Genomic DNA, 13855 nt, shown 5'->3' with positions numbered 1-13855 from the left:
CCGCGAACAGCCAGCCCCGACCTTGAGGCTCCGCCACCGTGCACATGGCCGGATCGATCGCTTGAAGATCACATCCCGGAGTGCCGGGCCCCGGAAACCGTGCTCCCGTCCACGGCGAGGCGAGTGGCCCCACCTGGCGGCAACGCGCCGGCCAACGTGACCGTCACCGTGCGGCTGGCGCAGCTAAACGGTGAGGCGGTCATCCCGGTGACTGCCGGCGAGGTCGCCGCGCCCACCAGGTGCAGACCGGTCAGGCCACGAGCCGACAGCGACAGGACCAGGTCGTCGACCCCGGTCAGCCAGCGCTGGCGTTTACGCACGATCTGCGGCTCGAACGTGCCGGCCACATCCCGGGGAACCCGCACCTCGACTGGACCGACGTCCGTGATCACCGTCTTGGCCCGATGGCCGTTGCGGGAGTTCCCGCTGCCCCGACCCTGCACGTCGTGCTTGTCATAGCCCGACGTGATCGGTGATCTCGCCCTCGAGCGCGGACTCGAGGACCCGCTTGGTCAGCTTCTGCAGCAGCCCGCCCTCGCCAGTCAGCTTCAGCCCGTCGCCGCGGGCCCGGTCGGCCAGCATCGCGATCAACTGCTCATCGGTGGCTGAGCTGTCCAGCCCGGTCACAGGGTCCTGCTCGACGATCGGTTCGGTCGTCATGATGGCGCATCTCCTCAAGACCGAGATCCGCCGTTATTTGTTTGTACAGCCCAGTAAGGGTTCATTTTCGACTCAGTCCCCGTCACCACCGAAAGTGAGCCAGAGCCGTTCGCGTTACGGACCCCACGTTCCGCTCGTTCGGGAGGCCGGGTCTGAGCGGATGTGGTGCATCGGCGGATCACTGCGATGGGCTTCGCGGGCGGAGAGCGCACGACGCGTCGATCGCCGCGGTGAGGCAGGCGTGGCAGGCCGATCGCCGGTGGGTGTTCCGTCCGTGGATTCCGGAGCCGGGCTTGTGGATGCAGTTCGACTGGGGTGAGGGTCCGCGCATCGGGGGCCGGCGGAGGTCGTTGTGGTGCATATGGCTGGCCTGGTCGCGGTTCCGGGTGGTTATCCCGGTGTTCGACAAGACTCTGCCGACGATCGTGGCCTGCCTGGACGCGACCGAGCGCCGACTCGGCGGGGTGCCCGCCTAGGTGCTGACCGACAACGAGAAGGACCACGGTCGAGCATGTCGCCGACGTCGCGGTCCGCAACCTGGAGATCGTGCAGGTGTCGGCGTACGGCTAAGAGCGGCTCTGGCAAGATTTTCGTAGCGTGAGATCGTCACTGAGCCTGCTCATGGTGAGGACGTTGCCTTGATCCAGGCTCTACCTACGCCGCGTTGGGACGGCTCGCTAGCAGGGCGAACGAGTTAGGAAGACGACCTTGGAAGGCCGCAGCGTCGATGCCGCCCATGCGCCAGAACGGTTCGGCGTACTCCTCGAGGCATTTGATCGCGAAGCCGGCCCGGACGATTGCGGTGACGGCTTGGCCGAGCGTCCATTGCCACATGACGGCCCCGTTGGCCGGAAAGCTGTTGTCGTCGCAGACGAAGGAGCGGCCGAAGTAGCTGCGGTCCGGGCGGACTCGCGGCTTATCGAGGTCCCAGGTCCACAACTCGGTGGCGGGGTGGCCTTCGTGGAGGAACAGGTGGCCGCCGGGTCGCACCAGTCGGACCATCTCGGTCGCCCACGCATCGATGTCGGGCATCCAGATCAGAGCGCCCTTACCGGTGTAGACGAGATCAGCGCAGCCGTCGGACAGAGGCACTCCAGGAACGGTAGCGATCACGTAGTGGCAGGCTGCGCCGAGTTCGTTGGCGCGGCGCTGCGCGATACGCACTGCCGTCCCGCTGTAGTCGATGCCGATCACCTGCCGAGCTCCGGCTTGGATCAGGGCGATGTCGTCCTGTCCGTTGCCGCTTTGCGGATGGACGACCGTAGGTCGAGTTGTCAGGATGTCGGTGAGTAGTACGCGTTCGCTGGCGAAGAGTGTGGCGCCCGTCGCGCCCTCAGCCAACATCTCGTTGTAAGCCGGTAGCTGTGCTTCGTAGGCCGTGTCCCAGGCGAGGCGGTTGGCGAGCGTTGTCTCATCCATCCGGAGAATCTGCCGAATCGGACTCGTTGAGGCAACCAGTTTCGGCGCGAGCCCTCGCATCGGCTGTCGGGGTACTCGTTGGGCTCGATCGGAATCTCAAGGCTAGAGATCACTGGAATGGGGATGCTAGCGGACGCTGAAAAATCCTTGTTGGCGGACAGTTGAGTCCCTGCTCGCGGACAGCAGAAATCCTGCTGGACGGTCAGGTGATCTCCGTCTCGGGCACGTGAATGTGGATCTCTCCGGCCGGTTGGCTGCTGGTTGCTGACCTTGCAACCGACCCGACCGGAGAGACCATGACCAAGTCTGACAGGGAGATCATGGAAATCTTGGAGTCGCTGCGGGTTCGGACGGCGCCGCGGCCGAAGCTGATCGATGCGTTCCTGCCGAAGGTGGAAGAGCTCGTCGACATTTCGAAGGCGAAGATCCGCGCGGACAAGGTGGTTATCGACTGGAAAGCGGGGCACACGCCGGATCGTCACTCGATCATGTCACGTGCATTCCCATTTCTCGGCGTGGGTGTGCCGGTGAAGCAGGCTGGGCCACGGCCGCGGGCGAGCGTGGATCAGTGTCGGTGGTGCGGCGCGGTCGCGTAATGCATGTGCAGGAGTTCTTTGCCGTAGTCGTTGCCGTTCGGGGTGCGGATGACGCAGTGCACATGTTGGCGGCTGGGCGTGCCTTTCGAACCGCCTCCGGGTCCGCCGGCGCCATAGATGCTGCCGAGCGGGCCGGGCGTTTCGCAGTCGAACTCGATGTAGATGACCGGGCTCTGAACGCGGAGCCAGAACACAGCGTCGTCGGTCGTGGCTCCCTTCCAGGCGAAATAGGTGTCGTCGATGTGGCGGGTGACCTCGGCGAGTTTGACCGCGGCGTGACCGGTGTCGTGGACCGAGAGGAAATGAGCGATCAGGGCCAGCAGTGCGCGTTTCTCTGCGGTGGAGAATCCGTCGGCGCGTACTCCGGCGTACGAGACTTCGACGTTGTCTTTGAAGGCTTCGGCGACATTGTCATCGCCGGTCTTGTCGCTCGTCAGGATGGCAGTGGCAGCGTGCGCCGGGGTTAAGGCGTTGATGGTGGTGACGGCCAGGTCGAAGAAGTCACCGAATACGCTGAGCTCGGCACCGGTCTGGTCGTCGGTCACGGTGGTTGGTTCGGAGCCGAGGAATGAGGGGGTCGTGACGACCTGGTCACCGAGGACGAAGTAGTTGAGGACCAAATGGTGACCCTCGAACTGGAAACCCCATGGCTCGGTTGCCGATGGGTTTCCCATGACGGTGAAGAAGTAGTAGTCCTCGTTGAACGTGACCGTCGAGCCGATCAACCGGCCGGCGACGCCGTTGATCCGCCGGATGGTGTCGGTCAGTGTGATCCCGCGGGCGCTGAGCGCCGAGCGGACCAGGGCCAGCCCGGCTTGCTTCTGCGCGGCGGTCATCTCGCCGAGCTGCACGCCGTTACGGACGTAGCTGTCGACGTTGCTCCACTGTCGCCACTCGATCGAGCGCAGGTCAAACTGCGCGGCTGCCTTCTGCGTGTCGTCCAAGGCCGCCAGGAACGCGGTGGCCGCTGCGACGACCTCCGCAGTGCTCACCCCGGTCGAGTGGACGGCGAACAGATCGTCGATACGGTACCCGTCGGCAGTCAGACCGAAGAAGTCGTCAGTGACACTCTGGTTCGCGGGACCTCCGCCCGGCGGCGGTCCACCGCTGGGCGGTGTGCTGGCGCTCGCCGACGGGCTGGGGTCAGCGGCCCAGGCCATCCCGGTAGACAGCGTCGCGGCACCCATCGCGGCGAAGGCCGCCGCGCCGGAACCGATCATCAACCGCTTCATGAATGCCCGGCGCTCAAGCAGGGCAGGATCATTGATGCCGGCTGGCCCGTTGGAAGGCGAGGCGTCTCGCACCGTATCGGACATTTGACTCCTTCGATCGGTATCTCTGCCGGGCGACGATAAGAAGAAGATCTATGAGACGGCGATCAATATCCTGTGGATCCGCTATGAAATCCGGCTCCCGGGCCATAGACGGGCTGGAGCTTCGACATAGCCGTCGCGTTGCTGGTACTCGGCAAGAATCAATCCGTCCGGCCACGCCGTACGGGAATCCACGGTGGCGGACGACGGTTGAGCTGGGCGTGAAGAAGAAGATCGGGTTCCTCTCGTTCGGGCACTGGCGCAACGTCAACGCCTCACAGACACGCAGTGCGGCCGATGCCCTATTGCAGACGATCGAGCTGGCTGAGGCCGCCGAAGAGCTGGGCGTGGACGGCGCGTTCGTGCGCGTGCACCATTTCGAACGCCAGCTCGCGTCGCCGTTCCCGCTGCTGTCGGCGATCGGAGCCCGCACCTCGCGGATCGAGATCGGTACCGGCGTGATCGACATGCGCTACGAGAACCCGCTCTATATGGCCGAGGAAGCGGCGGCGGCCGATCTCATCAGCGGCGGCCGGCTGCAGCTCGGCGTCAGCCGGGGATCGCCGGAGACCGTACTGCGCGGTGCCGAGGCGTTCGGCTATGTGCCGGCCGAGGGCGAGACGGCCGCCGACGCGGCCCGAACCAAAACCGAGCTGTTCCTGGCCGCGATCGATGGTGCGGCCGTCGCCCGCACCGACCCAGCACGCACAGGCATCAGCGGCGGACTGGCCATCCAGCCGCAGTCGCCCGGCCTGCGCGACCGGATCTGGTGGGGCGCGGGCACCCGGGCCACGGCTCAGTGGGCGGCGGGCATCGGCGTCAACCTGCAAAGCTCGACGCTGCTCAGCGAGGACACCGGCGTACCGTTCGACCAATTGCAGGCCGAGCAGATCGAGTCGTTCCGTAAGGCGTGGCGAGACCACGGCCACGACCGCGAACCGCTGGTGTCGGTCTCCCGCAGCGTGCTACCGATCACCGAGGACATCGACCGCCTCTATTTCGGCGACAGCGCGCAGGAGGACCAGATCGGCCTGCTCGAAGGGGTCCGGTCGCGGTTCGGCCGAACGTACGCCGGAGAGCCTGATCAGATCGCCGAGGAACTGGCCCGCGACGAGGCGGTACGCGCGGCCGACACGGTCCTCTTCACGGTGCCCAACCAGTTGGGCGTCGCCTACAACGCCCGCATCCTTGAGGCGATCACGAAGCACATCGCCCCGGCCATTGGCTGGACTCCCGCCGCGGCGGTGCCCCTCCGTGGGCGTTGACACGCTCGTGACGTCGGTGCCCAGGACACCGCCGGCGAGGAACTGACCGGTGGGTGACTCGACGAAAACGTCGGCGGCACCCGAGCCGGCCTTGCTCACCGACCGCGTCTGTTGAGGGGCGAGGCGAGGCCGGTGACCAGGACGTCGAGGGCGGCGTCGATTTTTTCGTTCTGCTCGTCGGCGGACATCGGTGGGAGCAGGTCGAGCAGCATCAGGGCAAGGCCGTGCACGATGGCCCAACAGGCAACCACCGCCTGCGCCTGGTCGGTCGGGTCGAGGTAACCGACGTCGGTGAGCCGGGCGAGGCTGCGCAGCAGCAACGCGTCAGGCACGAGCCGGCCGTCGTCCTCCGGGCCGTTGCCGGGCTCTCCGGGAAGAGGCGTCGCCGAGGGCTTGCCTCCCATGGCGGTGCGGAAGAGGCCCGGCTCGGCGATGGCGTAGTACACGTAGGCGCGACCGACCTCCCGCAGATGGGTCTGCGCTCCCGCGACCGGGTCGCTCGGCTCGTCGGAGGCTACCGTGTCCAGATGGGCTGCCATGGCTGCGGCCATCTCACGGAGTGCCTCATCGGCGACTGCCCACTTCAACTCGGCCAATGTGGCGAAGTGGGCGTACGCGGAGTTGGGCGCGACCCCGACGATCCGCGTCACCTCCCGCAGGACGATCGCCTGCGGGCCGCCGGCTCGGGCTCGGACGATCCCCGCCGCGATGAGCGCCGCGCGCAGGTCGCCATGGTGGTAGTTCGAGCGTCTGAGCGTCCTCCGTCCGGCCATGTGCACATCCTGGCACGGCGCTGATCCGCTGCGCCCGCAGCATGTTGCGGCGCGACGCCGGCCGGCGACGGCGCGGATTGCCCGCGGACATCAGCGTGCAGAGGATCGTCAGATGCCCGCTGCGCCGGCTGCGGCCGAGCGGGCCGCCGGTGACGACGAGAATCGCAGACCGGGCAGGTCGCGGCGGCGGATCATCATCTCCGCGACCACGATGTTCGGCAACCAGCACAGGAACGGCACCACCGCGTACGCGTTGGTGAAGGCGTCGGCAGCCGGGGCGAGGTGGAGGCTGAGCTGGGCACCCATGAGGACGCCCAGCCAGAGCCGCAGTGTGGGTGCCGCGAAGGTGAGCGCGAAACTGCGGATCATCCAGGCCTGGTGACTGGCGATGTCGCCGTTGCGGATCGCACGATAGCCCCGGTACGAGGTCCATGCCCACAGCAGTGCGAGGGTGCCGAACCCGAAGAAGCCTGCGACGGCCGCCGAGCTGAAGAAGGACATCACCAGCGCCGCCGGTGCGCCCAGTGCGATCGACGCCAGATAGGTCCGGCCGATCCAGCGGTGCACCACCGGCCACCGGCGGCGGATCATCGTGGCGAACTGGAAGGGACCTGCGACCAGCGCCAATCCGGCGAACGTGATGTGGGCGTAGAAGGCGGCCTGCACCGGCACCGGCCGGTCGGCGTAGGTGGCGGCCAAACCGACCCCTTGCTCGCCCAGGGCGGCCAGGCTGCCGGTCGCGTACTGCCCGACGAAGTAGCCGGTGATGGCGACCGACAACAGAGTAACCGCGGTCCATCTGACGCGGCCGCTCCTGCGGCGTCGTGTGGCAGTGGCCGGCGGGTTCGACGTGGCAACGGTCATGGCGGGGCTCACTTCCCGGTTAGGCAGTGCTCGGAACGGTCGCGTTCGGCTCTGGCGCCGCACCGATCGCGAGGCGTGGCCACTGGCGCCGTTGACGAAGGTTGATGGCGTCGAGGCGTTGAACTCCGCGCCGCAATCTGTACAGTGTGAGTTTGTGGCGTCCGATCCGGGATTGTCAATCCCGCCGACGGGCGTCCTGCCTGCCGCGACGCGCGGTGCAAATGACTCCACAGTCGACACTCATCCCCTGGAGCTGGTTCATGGATGTCCTTCCGGATCCTGCGTGCAAGCCAGTCGATCAAGTCGATCTCGCAGAGGTCCGCGCCATGATCTCGGAGTTGCTCGGCGTCGACGTCCCGGACGACGGAACATTCATCGGCCACGGCGGCGACTCGTTCCACGCCGTGGTGCTCATCGCCCGGATCTACGAGCAATGGAAGGTGGAGCTGGACCTGGTGACCGTCCTGAACTCCACGCCCGGCGGGCTTTCCCGAACGCTGACCACCGCACTCGTGAACCCGGGAAGGACCGCATGACCGGTACGAACGTGGCCGCAGTCGGGGGCACCGCCGCCGCCGGGCCGCTCCCGCTGTCCTTCACTCAGGAGCGGATCTGGTTCGAGGAACAACTCCGCCCCGACCACGACGCGTATCACGTGCCGATGGTGGTGCGTGTGTCCGGACCGCTCGACCCCGGCGCCCTGCAGCACGCAGTGGACACGGTGGTCGCCCGGCACGATGCGCTGCGCACCGTCTTCACCGACCTCGACGGGATGCCCCGGCAGGTGGTGCGGCCCGAGACGCGAGTGCCGGTGACCGAACAGGATCTGCGGACGTCGCCGGACCCGGAAGCGGCCGGCGACCGTGCCTGTCGACGTGAAATCCGGCTGCCGTTCGACCTTCGCCGAGGACCTCTGCTGCGGGTGGCCGTCCTCCGTACCGGTGACCGGGAACACCTGCTGGTGGTCACGGTGCACCACCTGTGTTTCGACGCGTCGTCTTTCGGCCCCTTTCTGACCGAGCTCTCCACGGTGTACCACGCCGCGGTCTCCGGCGCCGCACCGACGATGAGTGAACCAACACGGCAGTTCGGCGATGTCGTTGACGCGGAGCGGGAGGAACTCAGGCCGGAGGCCCTCGACGGACTGCTGGACTGGTGGCGCGGCTACCTTGCCGACGCGTCGAGCGTGTTGGAACTGCCGACCGATCAGCAGGGGGCGGGGGAGCCGGGAAACCCCAGCGGGCAGCGGCGAATGCTCCTCGATCCGCAACTCAGCGCTGACATACGCGACCTGGGCCGACAGCACGAGGCCACTGCCTTCATGACGTTGTTGTCGGCGTTCGGCGTGGTTCTGTCGCGTCAGAGCGGCCAGCGGTCCTTTCTGGTCGGAACCCCGGTGTCGACCCGCCGCGTCGCGGATCAACAAGCAGTGGGCTGCTATCTCAACACGCTTGCCCTGCGGCTCGACCTTCACGGCGACCCGTCCTTCGCTACGCTGCTCGGCCGGGTCCGCAGCAGCGCGCTCGACGCCTTCGCACACCAGCGACTGCCCTTCCAATCGCTGGTCAAAGACCAGGCACCGGAGCGCCGCCTGGTCCGGAACCCGCTCTTTCAGGTTTTCTTCAATGTGCTCCCGCCGGTCGCCGAGCTCAAACTGCACGGCTGCACGACGCAGCATTTGCCGATGCCCGAAACGGATAGCAAGTTCGATGTGACGCTCTACGTGTCGACGCAGGACACCCGGTTGGTCCTGGAAGCTGTCTACGACGCGAGCCGGTACGCGGCGGACCGGATCGACGACCTCCTGGAGCAGGTCGCGGCGGTGCTTCGTCAGGCGGTGGTGACCGCTGATCGGCGTGTCGCGCAATTCGATCTGGCTACCGGGCGGGCTGTCTCCCTCACTCCCAACCCCCTGATCGAACTCACCGCCACCGCTCCGTGCTCCGTGCTGGAACGACTTCGCCAGCACGCGAAGGATCACCCGGACCGTACTGCGCTGGCCGGCCGGTCCGGCAGATGGACCTATCGTGAGCTGGCGGAACATGTTGAGCGCTTGGCGCGCCGACTCGCCGACCTGGGCGTTGGCGCCGACGACGTGGTGGCGGTCCAGGGTGTTCGTGACCCCTCCACCGTGGTCGCCATACTCGCGACATCGCGTGCCGGTGCGGCGTTCGCTGTCTTCGACACCGGCCTGCCCGCGGCCGAACTGGCCGCACGCGCCGATCAGGTGCGGCCGAAGGCATGGATCGAGCCGGTGCCCGGCCGGCTGACCGGACTGACGATGACCGGCCCAGTGGTCACGATGGAGGACGACGGTCCACCACTGAACGGCCACGGCCTCTGGTCGGCGTCGGACCTCATGTACGTCGGCTTCACCTCCGGCAGCACGGGGTCGCCCCGGCAGATCCTCGGCACCCACGGCCCCGTCGTCCACTTCCTCGACTGGTACACCCGCACCTTTACGATAGGCCCCGGCGACCGTTTCGCGGTGCTGTCAGGACTCGGCCATGACCCATTCCTGCGCGATGTGCTCGCGCCGATCTGGGCCGGAGCCACGGCCGTCTTCCCCGAGGCTGATGTCCGCGACGCTGCGGCCCTGACCGAGTGGCTGCGCCGCCAGGAAATCACCATCACTCATCTGACACCGGCGCTCGCCGATACGCTCGCCGATGTCGCCGTGACCGCCGGCATTTCGCAGTGGCCCACCTTGAGGCTGGTCGGCTTCGGCGGTGACACGCTTGTGTGGCGGACCGTGCGAGACTGGGCGGCGCTCGCCCCCGGGGCCGACCTGCTGAACATGTACGGCACGACGGAGACACCCCAGGCCATCTCCGTGCACGTAGCGCGGCGTAGTGGCGAGACGGTCCGAACCGGCGTCGGCCCGGTGCCGCTCGGTGCTGGTGTCGACGAGGTTCAGTTGTTGGTTCTGGCCGGAGATCGTCCGGCGGCGATCGGCGAAATCGGCGAGCTGGTCGTGCGCAGTCCGCACCTGGCGCGGTATGCGGATCCGGCAGACCAGGGCGGCTTCACCGCAGATCCCTTCTCCGTCCGGGGCACGGACCGGATCTACCGCACGGGTGACCTCGCCCGGCTGCGGCCGGACGGTCTGCTGGACTGTCTCGGCCGCGCCGATCGTCAGGTGAAGGTGCGTGGTTTCCGGGTCGAGCCGGCGGAGATCGAGGCCGCCGTGGCCAGGCATCCGGGCGTCAAACAGGTCGCGGTCATGGCGCAAACCCAGGCGCTGGGAGGCCACCGACTGGTGTGCTATCTGGTGACTGGAGGAGATCGCTTCAAGCTCAACCGGCTGCGGGCGGCTCTCGCCGAGCAAGTGGCCGACTACAAGATTCCCGCCGCCTACGTGATCCTGGATGCGTTTCCACTGACCGTCAACCAGAAGATCGACCGGAAGGCCCTCCGCGAACGGGGCCGCCAGGAATCCGCGACCGACCCCGAGGACTACCGCGCGCCGGCAGCCGGCATCGAGGAGACGCTGGCGGCTGTGTGGCAAGAGGTGCTGGGCCGCAAGCGCATCGGTTCCCGGGACAACTTCTTCGCCCTCGGCGGGCATTCCCTGCTGCTGAACCAGGTCCTGGTACGCATCCGCCGGTCGCTGCAGGTCCACCTCTCGCTGCGCGAGTTGTTCGACCATCCCACCGTGGGTGCCCTCGCCAGGCTGATCGAGCGGACGGCCGCCTCAGCACCCGATAAGCCGGTCCCGCGGACGAACCGGTTCGAGTCGGCACCGTTGTCCTGGATGCAGGAACAACTGTGGCTGGAGGACCAGCTTCGGCCGGGCGACGCCGCGTACAACATGCCCCTGGTCTTGCGCCTGTGCGGTCGGCTGGATCCGAACGCCCTGCAGAAGGCGTTGGAGGCCGTGGTGCGCCGACATGCGGTGCTGCGGAGCCGATTCGTGCGGGTCGGGGATGCTCCGGCACAACAGGTGATTGCGGATCTCCGCGTGGCCCTGCGCCGGGCCGAAACGCGTGACCACGGCGACGCCGCGATCCAGGAGGCGATGCGAGAGACCAGGCGGCCCTTCGACCTCGCCGTCGGCCCGCCCCTGCGAGCATTGCTGATCCGCGTCTCCGACGAGGAACACTTGTTTGTCCTGACAATCCATCACATCGCTTTCGACGGCTGGTCCTTCGCGGTGCTGCTGGACCATCTGTCCCACGCATACCGGGCACTACTGGACGGCGAACTGGCCGATCTCGGCGCCGGTCTGCAGTTTTCCGACGTGGCGCGGTGGCAGCGGGCCGCAGCGGAAGGGCAACCCCTGGCAGATCTGCTTTCCTGGTGGTCACGACGGCTGGAAGGCATACCGACCGTCGTGGACCTGCCCACGGACCACCCGCGGCCCGCGATCCAGGCACACCGGGGCGCGCGACACCGACTGGTGATCGGGTCCAGTCTGGCGGCGAAGGTGCGTTCGCTCTCGCGGGGCGCGGACAGCACCCCATTCATGACACTGCTGTCGGCATTCGGCGCCGTTCTCTCCCGTCACACCGGCCAGACACGGCTGCTGATCGCAAGCCCGGTCGCCAACCGGGACCGGGCTGAGTTCGAGGACATGGTCGGCTGTTTCCTCAACACCGTACCGATTCCTCTCGACCTGACCGGTGACCCGCGATTCGCCGATCTGATCACGCGCACCACCGACAGCGCACTGCAGGCCTTTGCCCACCAGCGAGTGCCCTTCGGCAGACTCGTCGCCGAGCTGGTGCCCCACCGCGACCTATCGCGCAGCCCTCTGGTCCAGGTGCTCTTCGCCCTGCAAAACATCCGGCCTGCGACGTTCGAGGCGCCAGGAATGATCAGCAAAAAGGTCGAGATCTCCGAAGCGAACGTCCAGTTCGACCTCAACCTGAAGATGACGGACACCGGCGCGGAGATCATCGGGTGGCTCGACTACGACACCGAGCTCTTTGATCCCACGACCATCGACCGGATTGCCGGGCACTTCACCAACATGCTGGTCGCCGTGACCGCCGACCCGTTGACCAGCGTCGCCAGCGTGGACCTGCTCGGCGCGGACGAGCGCGCCCGGGTGGTGCACGAGTGGAACGCCACGCACGCCGCGTATCCGACGGAGTGGACGCTGACCTCACTCCTGAAGAAGCCTCCGCGGAGCGGTGCCACCAGTGTCGCCGTGCGCTGCGGCAACGACCAGCTCGACGGGGCCGGCCTGCATCTGCGGGCCAACCATCTGGCCTGGGAACTGCGAGAGCTCGGTGTCGGCCCGGATGTCGTGGTTGCCATCCACATGGAGCGGTCGGTCGACATGGTGGTCGCGCTCCTGGCGATTCTCAAGGCAGGCGGGGCCTATCTGCCCCTGGACCCAGGCTATCCGCGAGAACGACTGGAATTCATGCTTCGCGACTCGCAAGCCCGAGTCCTGCTCACCCGGCCGGGGACACCGGCGAACGGACTGGCCGCCACGGTCGGCGTCACCGTCGTCGCGGTCCGGCCCGACACCGCGGCCGGCCGCCCCGAGCAGCCTCCGGATCCGCTGGTCGGCCCGGAGCACCTAGCGTACATGATATATACCTCCGGCTCGACGGGACGGCCGAAGGGCGTTCAGGTGCCGCATCGGGGAATCGTCAACCGGTTGCTCTGGATGCAGGAGGCTTTCCGGCTCGACACGGCGGACGCGGTCCTCCAAAAGACGCCGACCAGCTTCGATGTGTCGGTGTGGGAGCTCTTCTGGCCGCTGATCACCGGTGCACGAATGATCCTGGCCGAACCCGGCGGCCACCGCGATCCCGAGTACCTGGCGGAGCTCATCCGCAGGGAGCACGTCACGGTCTGCCACTTCGTGCCACCCATGCTGAAGCTCTTCCTGTCGGCCGCACCGGCGGCGCGATGCACGTCGTTGCGGCTCGTGGTGTGCAGCGGAGAGGCGCTCCCCGCGGAACTGGCACGCACGTTCCACGGCATGCTCGCGGCCAAGCTGGAGAATTTGTACGGCCCGACCGAGACTTCCGTCGACGTGACCCGCTGGTCCAGCCGACCGGACTGGGCCGAAGCCGGCGTGCCGATCGGCGCCCCGATCGCCAACACCCAGGTCTACGTGCTGGACGGCCAGATGACACCCACTCCGGTCGGGGTGCCCGGCGAACTCCATGTCGGTGGGGTCCAGCTGGCCAGGGCGTACGGCGGCCAACCGGAAATGACCGCCGACAGATTCGTCCCCGACCCGTTCGCCGTCCACGGCGGCCGTCTCTACCGGACCGGCGATCTGGCCCGCTGGCGGCCCGACGGCACGCTGGACTATCTCGGCCGCATCGATGACCAGGTCAAGGTTCGCGGCTTCCGGATCGAGCTGGGCGAGATCGAGGCAGCCCTCGCCGGCCACCCCGACGTCGGGCACGCCGTGGTCGTGGTGCGCGAGGACGAGCCGGGCGACCGCCGGATCGTCGCCTACCTCACCGCCGTGGAAGGCGGCTCTCCTGATCCGGCGACTCTGCGCACGGCGCTCGGCCGGACACTGCCCGAGCACATGCTGCCCAACGCCTTCGTGGTGCTCGACGCGCTGCCGCTCGGCCCGAACGGCAAGCTGGACCGGCGCTCCCTGCCGGCACCCGGACGTCACGGTTCCGCCGGCATCGAACACCTCCCGCCGCGCACGGATATCGAACGCCGGCTGGTGGGCCTCTGGCAGGGCGTGCTGGGTCTCGATCAGATCGGCGTCACCGACAACTTCTTCGCGTTGGGCGGAGACTCTATGCACGCGGTGCGGCTCGTCGGGCTTGCCCGCGAACACGGTCTCGACTTCCCGTTGACCGAACTGTTCACCCATTCCACGGTCGAATCACTGGCCGCCTGGCTGGCTTCCCCCGCCGCAACCGGACGGAAAGCCACCACCCCAGCCGTGGCGCAGCAGGTCTCCCTCGCCGCCTTCGGACTGCTCTCGCCGGACGATCTCGCCAGACTGCCCGGCCAAGGCCTCTGAGCGCCTCAGC

At 67.4% G+C, this 13855-nt stretch carries 8 protein-coding genes and 2 pseudogenes; 5 read left to right on the top strand and 5 right to left on the bottom strand.

What is annotated here, in order from left to right; genetic code table 11:
* Positions 1-248: 248 nt before the first annotated feature.
* A pseudogene (locus IEY73_RS06195) lies at positions 249-582 on the bottom strand (transposase); the annotation flags it as partial.
* A gap of 234 nt (positions 583-816) precedes the next feature.
* Here IEY73_RS06195 and IEY73_RS06190 point away from each other — a divergent pair.
* Positions 817-1224 (top strand): annotated as a pseudogene (locus IEY73_RS06190) (IS21 family transposase); the annotation flags it as partial.
* A 90-nt stretch (positions 1225-1314) separates the two neighbouring features.
* On the opposite strand, the gene IEY73_RS06185 reads toward IEY73_RS06190, so the two are convergent.
* Positions 1315-2079 carry a class I SAM-dependent methyltransferase gene (locus IEY73_RS06185; RefSeq protein WP_189078091.1) on the bottom strand — a complete coding sequence of 255 codons (765 nt, stop codon included), beginning with the start codon at positions 2077-2079 and terminating at the stop codon, positions 1315-1317.
* Between the two features lie 296 nt (positions 2080-2375).
* On the opposite strand from IEY73_RS06185, the gene IEY73_RS06180 reads away from it, so the two are divergent.
* Entirely contained in the window at positions 2376-2675 is a 300-nt protein-coding gene (locus IEY73_RS06180) for a hypothetical protein (RefSeq protein ID WP_189078090.1), read from the top strand.
* On the opposite strand, the gene IEY73_RS06175 is transcribed toward IEY73_RS06180, so the two are convergent.
* Positions 2645-3991: a DUF3500 domain-containing protein gene (locus IEY73_RS06175; RefSeq protein WP_189078089.1), complete on the bottom strand. Its 1347-nt coding sequence runs from the start codon at positions 3989-3991 to the stop codon at positions 2645-2647. The two genes, IEY73_RS06180 and IEY73_RS06175, sit on opposite strands and share 31 nt — an antisense overlap.
* A gap of 50 nt (positions 3992-4041) precedes the next feature.
* Between IEY73_RS06175 and IEY73_RS06170 the strand changes: the two genes are divergently transcribed.
* Positions 4042-5253 (top strand): LLM class flavin-dependent oxidoreductase, encoded by a 1212-nt coding sequence (locus IEY73_RS06170; RefSeq protein ID WP_229715593.1) that lies wholly within the window; start codon positions 4042-4044, stop codon positions 5251-5253.
* 95 nt (positions 5254-5348) lie between these two features.
* On the opposite strand, the gene IEY73_RS06165 is transcribed toward IEY73_RS06170, so the two are convergent.
* Together IEY73_RS06165 and IEY73_RS06160 are read right to left on the bottom strand one after the other, a co-directional pair.
* On the bottom strand, positions 5349-6026 hold the full coding sequence (locus IEY73_RS06165) for a TetR/AcrR family transcriptional regulator (protein WP_189078088.1): 678 nt from the start codon (positions 6024-6026) through the stop codon (positions 5349-5351).
* A 108-nt stretch (positions 6027-6134) separates the two neighbouring features.
* Complete coding sequence (locus IEY73_RS06160; RefSeq protein WP_229715591.1) at positions 6135-6806, bottom strand: DUF2306 domain-containing protein; 672 nt, start codon at positions 6804-6806, stop codon at positions 6135-6137.
* 410 nt (positions 6807-7216) lie between these two features.
* Here IEY73_RS06160 and IEY73_RS06155 point away from each other — a divergent pair, with 410 nt between their 5' ends.
* The gene (locus IEY73_RS06155) at positions 7217-7426 is read left to right on the top strand and encodes a phosphopantetheine-binding protein (protein ID WP_189078086.1); all 210 of its coding nucleotides are present in this window, start codon (positions 7217-7219) and stop codon (positions 7424-7426) included.
* Complete coding sequence (locus tag IEY73_RS06150; RefSeq protein ID WP_189078085.1) at positions 7423-13845, top strand: non-ribosomal peptide synthetase; 6423 nt, start codon at positions 7423-7425, stop codon at positions 13843-13845. The genes IEY73_RS06155 and IEY73_RS06150 overlap by 4 nt, the downstream gene beginning before the upstream one ends.
* Positions 13846-13855 lie beyond the last annotated feature (10 nt).

Origin of the sequence: Mangrovihabitans endophyticus, from assembly GCF_014646155.1 — a bacterium.
GTDB classification, from domain to species: domain Bacteria; phylum Actinomycetota; class Actinomycetes; order Mycobacteriales; family Micromonosporaceae; genus Actinoplanes; species Actinoplanes endophyticus.
This window is presented reverse-complemented; position numbering and strand designations above follow the sequence as displayed.